Origin of the sequence: Roseomonas mucosa ATCC BAA-692, from assembly GCF_000622225.1 — a bacterium.
Classification (GTDB): Bacteria; Pseudomonadota; Alphaproteobacteria; order Acetobacterales; family Acetobacteraceae; genus Roseomonas; species Roseomonas mucosa.
Window position 1 is genome coordinate 1 of the sequence record NZ_JHWD01000048.1, and the last position, 8380, is coordinate 8380.

The window sequence follows — 8380 nt, forward strand, 5'->3', positions numbered from 1 at the left end:
TCAAGAACCGCGCCTGAACGCCCCCTCAACACACCTCACAAGAGGGTCCCTTTTGCGTGCCGATCTGGGGTCCCAATTCAGTGCCGATTGACAGGTGACGGGCTCGAATGTGCCCGTCACCCCGCGGATCGGGGCACAGCCGAGCACCGCGCGGGGCCAGACCGCGCCCGTGACGCGGCAGCGGAAGACCTCGCGCGGGGGCCGGAGGCTGAGGCCGAAGAACCGCACCCGGATCGCAGGGACGGCCACCTGGGGCCCGGACTGGCGGTCCTCCTGCTCGAGCCAGGGCAGCGTCTGGCTGGCGGCGGCGTCGAGGAGCTGATTGAAGGCAACCTCGAGAGCCAGCAGGTGCAGCTCCTCCGCGGCCTCAGGGCTGCAGCCCGCCGCCTGGAGGACGCCACGCGCGAAGCGGACACGCCGGGTGTCCCGTGCCGAGCCCGGGAGCATGGAGACCAGGAAGGGCCCCGTCGCATTGAGGGACATCCACTTCCCGACGGGGAAGACCGACGCCGAGATGTCGAGTTCCGCCGAGCCGAAGGTGACGCAGCGGGACAGCCGGACCATGTCGAGCATGCCCGCGAGGAAGCGCGGCCAGGCTTCCTCCAGGCGATGCGCCGTCTCGCCATCGGGCAGCCGCACGCGGAGGGCAGCGGGCATGGGGAGGCTATCGATGCTAGGATAGACCACCTCGGCGAGGCCGATCGTCTCCAGGTTCAGGGTGGCGGGCGATGGCACGCCGAATTCCCGGGCCAGCACCACGTCCAGGCGGCGCCGGACCTCCGCCGCATTGCGCTCCCAGGCTTCTTGGTTCCAGGTGTCCAGTTTGTGCGTGACCCCCGTCTCCCGACTAAATATCTCCGCCACGCGGGGGTTGGAGCGCAGGCGGCGGAGCCAGTCGTCCATCTGCCCGCCTGCCTCGGCTGCCCGGAGCCGGGCCTGGAGCTCGTCCAGCCGCTCCTGCAGGATGCCGCGCTCCTCGGGGTCATCCTCCGCCTCCAGGTCCTCCTGCGCCCGACTGATCTCCAGCCTGATGCGCGCGACCACGCGGTCGGCGTTGCGTGCCTCGTGGAGGGTGGCAGCGATGATGGAGCGGCACATCTGCCGCTCGTGCGTCGCGGTGAGCGCCGGGCCGAGGCGGGCCGCCGACTGGCGGCTGTCGCTGAAGGCGATCAGTCGGCGGCCGCCCGCAGGCTTCCAGTTGCGGTCGTCGCTTGGCATCGGCGGCATCGAGGCGAGAGCCGTCTCGGCCACGATGCCGAGGGCGTTGTCGTCGCCTGACCGGATGAGCGCGAAAGTCGGCTCCTCCTCGCCGCAATTCGGACAGGCGGTATGAGGGCGTAGCCAGGCGAAGCTGCCTGACGGCTCACGCAGTCCGTCCGTGAGCTGGTAGGGCTCGGTGTCGGCCCCGGCGCCTGTTGGCGCCAGGAAGAAGGTCTGCTGGCCGCCTTCCTCTACCTCGTCCTCCGGGTCCCGGTCGCGCCAGTCGCGCAGCGGGCGGAACCGGTTGTCCGCCTGGCTGAAGGTGGCCGCGAGCACGGTCTCACCGCAGGAGGTGCAGCGGGCGAGCGGCAGGGTCTGGGTCCTGCAGGCCGGGCAGTGCTCGTGATGGCCGCCAAGTACAGGACCGGCACCCGGGTAGCGGTACCCGTGGTCGTGCCCGCAGGACGGGTTCAGGCAGACCGTCGGCCCGAGCGGGGCCCGGGCGAGGAAGTGCAGCTTGTGCGGCAGGACGGGCAGCGCGTCCGCATCCATCCGGGCGCGCGCGCCGAGGCGGAGGAGGCGCTCCGTGGCAGCGCGGGCCGCGGGTCCGTTGTCGCCCCAGAGTTCCCGGGCGAGCTCACCCAGCGGGGCGACGTCGCGCGCCTCCGTCCGGCGCCACAGCAGTTCCTGGAGGCGGTGGACAGCGGGCGCCCGCTCCAGGACGGCGGCGAGGGCGGCGGCTGGCCGCGGTTCGGGGGCGGCCTTGGCAGCGGCCTCGGTCAGCGGGCGGCAGGCCGCGACCACCTCGGCCGCGAGGGCCGCATCCTCCACGAGGCCGTCAGCCACGAGGAAGGGCCGGTCCGGCGCTGGTTCGGGAACGCCGGGTGGGGACAGGCTGGCGGCGGGGGGCACCGCCTCCGCGAAGACCGGGCGCGAGCGCCGCCCCTCGATCACGGTGACGTCCGTCTGGTCGCGGGTGAAGAGATCGGCGCTGAAGGCTCGGAGATCGCCCCCAAGCGTCGCCGAGGCGCCCAGGAACATGACCTCATCCGGGCGCCTGCCTGCGCGGAGCAGGACGCGGCGCAGCAGGAGCGCGATCTCCGCCGCGAGGGTGCCGGAGTAGAGATGCATCTCGTCCAGCACCACGGCCTCGAGGTCCGCCCCGAAGAAGGGGGCGTCCTGCGGGCGGATCAGCATGTACTCCAGCATGGAATAGTTGGTGACGAGGATGTCCGGCGGGTTCGCACGGGCCTGCACGCGCGTCCGGAGGCGCGAGCCATCGTCCCAGCGCGGGTAGCCCTTCCGGTCGGCGTCCTTGTCGTCCTCAGGGGTCTCGCCGGTGAAGTGGAACAGGCGGCAGTCCGACTGTCCGTGCAGCCAGCCGTGCAGGCGCTGGACCTGGTCGTTCACCAGCGCGTTCATCGGGTAGAGAACTATCGCCCGGACACCGCGTGCCGGGGCACGCCTTGGCTGGCCGAGCGCCCGGTTGAGCAGCGGCAGGAGGAAGGATTCGGTCTTGCCGAGGCCCGTGCCAGCCCGGATGACCACAACAGGCGGCCGCGGCGCCGTAGCGGCGATCTCGATGGCCAGGCGCTGATGCTCGTACAGCCTGCGCGCGGGCGGCAGCATCCTGGTCCTTGCCAGCTGGTCCCGGAGCGCGGGCGCGACCACTCCCCGGGTCACAAGGTCATTCAGCGAAGCACCGCCGTCCGCCGCGGGGAAGATCCCCTCCACGAACACCTCGCTGGTGCAGCCCCCCTCCCCGTCCGATGCCTGCCAGATCTCGCTGACGCGCTGGGTCAGCTCCGGCGACCGCAGGTAGTTCCCGGCCGACGCCATTTCGACAAGACGATCCTCGACCGCGGCACGGGTGCGGAGGGCGTCGATCTGGAGCGATGTCTCGAGCTGCATACGGTCACCGGGCTTCGTTCATGAGCCGACGGAGCAGGGCTGCATTCAGCCAGCGCCGCAGCGAGGGCAGGGTCAGGGCGGTCTGAAGCGTCCGCGGCATGTCGGTCGCCTTGGTGTCGGTGAGGAAGCGCCATGCGAGGGACAGCACGCTCGCCTCGGACCGTGAGGCGAGGAAGTTCGGGTCGCAGCGCGTCGCTGAGACCGCCTCCGCGAGCAGACCTTCCTCCACCTCCGGCAGGGAGACACCCACGCCCTGCGCCAAGCGGGAAAGGTTGACCTGCGGCAGTGGGCTGACCGCGAGGCCTGCCAGCACCGCAGGCCGCTCGCCCCGGGACAGCAGATCCCAGCCATAGGGCAGCACCCGGAGCAGCGCGGTGGGCACGATCGCGCCGAGGCGCTCGAGGTCTGTCGAGGCTCTCCCAGGGGCGTCGGACCCTGCGAGATGGGCCTGCACCATGGAGCGCGCGACCTCTGCCGGAGGCTGCCAGGTGCCCAGGAGCACAGCGGCGGCGTGCTGGGAGACCGGGTTGCCGAGCCGCGAGAGAAGGACACCCACGAGGCTCGGATTCCGGCCGAGCAGGATCCCGAGGCCCTTCCGGATCTGATCAAGGAGCACGGGCAGGCGTGCGTCCAGGGCGAAGCCGAGCGCCGCCGCGGTGTCAGGCGCGAGCAGCAGCTGCGAAATGGCTCCCGCGGCCTGGACAAGGTAGGCGGTGCCAAGCCACTCGGTGTCGGCGGACAGGACGATCCCGAATGGCCTGCCGCCCGTGAAGGCCACCCGCACCGAGGCCCCGTCCGGCGCCAGTACGGCAGGAAGCGGCTGCGGGCCAGCATTCCACCAAGCGGTGGCACGCGGCTCGACATGGCTCCCAAGCTGCGCGCTCAGGTGAAGGACGGCGCCTTCCGGGGTGAGCGAGACGCTGCGGATCATGCCGGTGTCCCGGCACGGTGCCACCCTGAGAGGGGCGTTGGACTGGTCGAAGCCGCCCCGGCCGAGACCCACCATCTCCCCAAGGCCGAAGAGGCTGCGGCCGACATGGACGCCGTTCTGGCCAACGGCCGCGACGGGCCGCGCCCCCTCGAACATGACCCAGGGCACGTCATCACCCTCGGCGCGCGGCGCCCAGAGACGTTGCCCGGCATGACGCGAGCGGTCGAGCCAGAACCCCTCAGGGATTCCTTGCCAGCGCTCGCCGTCGTGCAGCGCCGCGCCCCTGGGCGTTCGGCGCAAGGCAACGGCGAGCGGGATGCTCACCTTGCGGCCGTCGAGCAGACCGTCGAGGCGTCCCTGGCGGAGCAGTGGCGACGCCCCAGGCAGAACCCGGTAGCCACCGAGGGCCCAGCCGCCGCCCTGCTCGGGGGTGACCGGCCGCAGCGACTGGCCGCCGATCACGGCCCGGGTCGGCTCGAATCCTTGTGGGAGCCCGACAGGCTGGAGCTGGATCCCCTCACCCCAGGCGACGGGTGAGGCGTCGCCGGTCAGGGACACGCCGGGCAGGTCGACGACCTCACGGCCGGGATCCGGCGGCGTGGGCTGCCAAACGACCTCTCCCTCGCAGGAGACCGCGAAGCCGTCCGGCAGGCCGCCGGGGAACACCATCAGACGATGCTCGGTGTTGAGGCGGCGCTCCTCCGGAGGCGCATGCGAGAGGGCGAGAGCCTCGTGGCAGAGCAGGGCTACCGGGGCGGAGGGGGACAGCCGCGAGCGGAACGGGTCGATGAGGACCGGGCGGGACGTGCGGAGGTCGATCAGGCGGAGATAGGCGTCCGCGGCCCAGAGCTCGAGGTCGAAGGAGTCCAGGGTCCTGCCATCGCGCTGGACCTCGATGCTCCGCACCCGCGGCCCGGCGAGCGGCAGAAGAAGAGCATTATCCTCGGCGTACCAGGTGATTGCACCGTCCGTGCCGACATGGCCGCCAGCCCTGGCGCCGCCGCAGAGCACGGTGACAGCACCCTCGCCATAGCAGAGAGAGGACGGAAGCTGCAGGCGGAAGCCCACCGCGCCGGGCGCCACGGAGAGCTGCCAGCGGATGCCTTCGGCCGCGTCGGCTGCCGTTGGTTTGGCGCCGCCAGGAGATGGTGCCACCGCGCTGGAACCCAGCAGGTCCTCCGGCGGCTCCTCGCTTGCCGGGGTCCTGGGCGCCGGGACGTAGGGTCTGGGCTGGTAGACGCGTTGCTCCGGCACAAGTGCCTTGGCGAACTCCTCCGCGCTCCATCCTGGCCACCAGGGGGATCCCGCATGCCGGGCATGCACCTCCCCTGCGGCCAGGCGGCCCGCCACCGCAAGGCGGATGTCGGCCAGCAGGCGCGACATTCCAGAGGCGGGATCCCGGGAGATCAGGCGGACGGCGGCAGGAAGGTTGACCGGGTCGAGGATCCAGTCCCGCAGGAGCGCGGTGTCCCCGCGGTGGAAGCCGCACTGGAGCCGGAACGCGGTGATCCAATGGTCGCAGTTGAAGGACCAGGGGCGCCTCAGGCCGAGCGAGTCGGTGGCCCGGACCATCGCATCGAGCATGCGCCCCCGCGGCACCTCCCCGTCGAACATGAACCCGCGGACGCCGGGCCCCGCCACGTCGGGCAGGATCCTCCAGGTGTCGCGGCCACCCGCATCGGAGAGTTGCGCCGCCGCGCTGTGGGCCGCGAAGAGGACCATGCCGATTTCCGCGCGCCCTGCCCCCGTCGTCTCGTGCAGGGGCGCGGCAGCGTCCCTCGCCCAGCGCAGGAGAGCTTCTTCCTCCTCAGGGAGGATCAGCTCGCTAACGGAGACCTCGCTCCTCTCGCTCAGGACCCGGCGCTCCCGGAGCGTCGCCGCTACATCCGCCACGAAGTCCCCCGCGTAGTCCGCGGCGGCCCACGGGACAGCCGTGAGCTGCCCCGGCGGGGTCCAGGCAGTCGCCATCTCGTCGAAGGACGCCTCCGGCACCGCGGGGCGGGGATCTTCGTCGCCGTTCAGGACATGCGCGCTGCCAATGATCGAGAAGACCGACCCCCCGTGCTGGCGGAAGATCTCCGGCTCGTCCTGCAGGTCCAGGATGAGGGTACGGTAGGAGACCTCCTTCAGCGCCGGGTTGTCGGTACCGAGGAGGGTGTCCAGCATCTCTGTTGCATGCAGCGGCCGGGGTGCGGCATGGAGGATCCCGGCTGCCGCCGCAATGCGCCGCTCGGAGGGCCGCGCTTTAGAAGGGATGACGGCCTCGCCGAGGCGGGCCATCCCGGCGAAGCGGAGGGCCGCTGCAAGCTGGGCCTCCCCCAGCCCGGTCCGGGTGGCGATATCCGGCGCGAGGGCGAGCCATCCGCCGAGTGCGGTGGCCTGGTATGCCTCCCGCACCGCAGCCACGTCGGCCTCGACCAGCGGCAGGAGGGTCCAGCCGTCGGCGAGCGGGCTCGCGCACCTGGTCTCCCAGGCGAGGAGCTGCGCCAGCTCCGGCGCTGCATCTCCCCGGACGTCCTGCACGGCCGCCAGCACGAAGGCGTCCTCGGCCGGAAGCACTTCCCAGGTCAGGCGTTCAATATCGCGTCGGCGGATGACGCCATCCGCGCTGGAGGCCGCCCGCATCACGCTCAGACCGGCGGCATCCAGGTGGTGCACGAACAGGGAGCGGATCAGCGGGGCATTGCAGGCCGCTTCGAGGCGGCGGAGGAAGGCGACCTTGGAGTAGACATTGATCTGGTAGACGCGCTGATGGGACACCCCTGAACGGTCCGCCACCTCATGCCCTGTGAGCCCCTGGAGACGGAGCCGCCAAAGCTCCAGGGCCCGCTCGTGGTCGCCCCCTTTCCTGGCGAGCCGGGTGCGGCACAGCGATGCGAGAGAGGTGCAACCGGCGAATGCCTCACGGAGGGGCATGGCACCGAGCAGGTAGCGCGCGGCCACATCGAGGAAGGGCCTGAGATCAGGGCGGTTTGCTCGGATGTTGTCCAGGGCCTCCTGTGGCATGGTCAGCAGGGCCAGCAGGTTGGGGCCCTGTTCCGCCAGACCCATCAGGACCGGGCAGGCCTGCTGAAGCTCGTCGTCAGCAAGACGCGCAGAACCAAACTGGCGGCGGCACGTCTGCTGGAGAGCACGGCGCACCGCCTTGCTGGACCAGGGGTCATCCACGACGATGACGGGTAGCTCGTAACCGCCATCCATCGCATCTGCGTCGTCCGAACAGGAGAGGACCTGCTTCAGGTCCTCCTCGTATGTTCCAACCTCTGCTGCCGTCGGCCCATCCAACTTCTTGCTGCCTTATTTGAACTTGTGGTCCACCCAACCTGGAAGCAGAATGGTCCATAACAGAGCTTCGCCTGGCCGTCTTGGGGTCGGCACGATGCGGTAATGAAATTGCTCGAAGGACTCGTACCTGCCCGGCTCGGGCAAGCTATCGGTGAGCCTCGACGGTCTCCCGCCATTCAAGGCGCAAAGTTGGCAGCAAATTTGGTCCAGCGTCGAGATGCCGTACCAGTCACCCAGCCGCCGAGCACCACACGCACAGAGGGGCGGATGAGTGTCGTAAGCTGGCTCAAGAGGAGCCTGGGGCTCCCAGCAGGAGCTGGTCACGGGGCTCCTTCACCTGCTGATGGTCCGTGGCATCGCTGGAGCGTTGAGGAGCGCGAGCGGGTGAAGCGCCGCCTTGAGGCGCTCGCGCCGAACGCCTTTACTGAGGACGATTACGTCCAGGTCGCCGAGTACATCTTGCAACGCTATTTGCCGGAAGGTGCGTGCAAGACCGACGCCGATTACGCGAAGGCAAGGGAGAATATCCGGGTCACCATCCGACGGAACGCGCGGATGACACCCGAGGAGAGGGCGCAGGCGGCCGAGAAGGCGAAGGCAGAGGTCGACCCGGAATTCACAGCGTGGATGGACGAACTTCTGTCGCAGGTCGGCACTCGAACGGTCGGCACGCCTGGGGCCTGGAGCCCGGTTTCCGTGAGGCCCACCGGCGACGATGCAAACGGCTTCGCGGTCTATTGTCACAGGTTCGACGTCCCGACCGCTGCTGGCATCGTGACGGCCACCGTTGCGACGACCGCCGACGAGGTCTGGCCGAAGGTGATGGCCTACGTCCGGGATCCGGAATGGGGCCCCGACCTGCAGGAGCGGGAGACGACCCGGATGGTTTGGAAATCGGCTGGAGCGCACCTCCACGTCTCGCGCATCGCCATCGAGGATGCGGTCCTGCGCGGGCGTCTGAAGCGAAGCCGTGGGCATTGTCACGTTGGCCAGCTCTGGCTGGAACGAACTCGTCAGGCGAAGCTGGCGGCATGCCGTCCGAGCCCACCACCT

The 8380-nt window shown here is 70.3% G+C and carries 3 protein-coding genes; 1 reads left to right on the plus strand and 2 read right to left on the minus strand.

Annotated features, from left to right (window positions below):
* Both BT98_RS0119535 and BT98_RS0119540 read right to left on the minus strand, forming a co-directional pair.
* Complete coding sequence (locus tag BT98_RS0119535) at positions 1–3111, minus strand: DEAD/DEAH box helicase (RefSeq protein WP_027297437.1); 3111 nt, start codon at positions 3109–3111, stop codon at positions 1–3.
* 4 nt (positions 3112–3115) lie between these two features.
* Positions 3116–7327 (minus strand): hypothetical protein, encoded by a 4212-nt coding sequence (locus BT98_RS0119540; RefSeq protein WP_019463402.1) that lies wholly within the window; start codon positions 7325–7327, stop codon positions 3116–3118.
* 384 nt (positions 7328–7711) lie between these two features.
* Here BT98_RS0119540 and BT98_RS25205 point away from each other — a divergent pair.
* On the plus strand, positions 7712–8380 hold a 669-nt coding region (locus BT98_RS25205), incomplete at its 3' end, for a hypothetical protein (RefSeq protein ID WP_037251693.1).

Bases quoted from the DNA above. Each gene is read 5' to 3' on its own strand.
- BT98_RS0119535 (WP_027297437.1), bottom strand. From the start codon at position 3,111: ATGCAGCTCGAGACATCGCTCCAGATCGACGCCCTCCGCACCCGTGCC.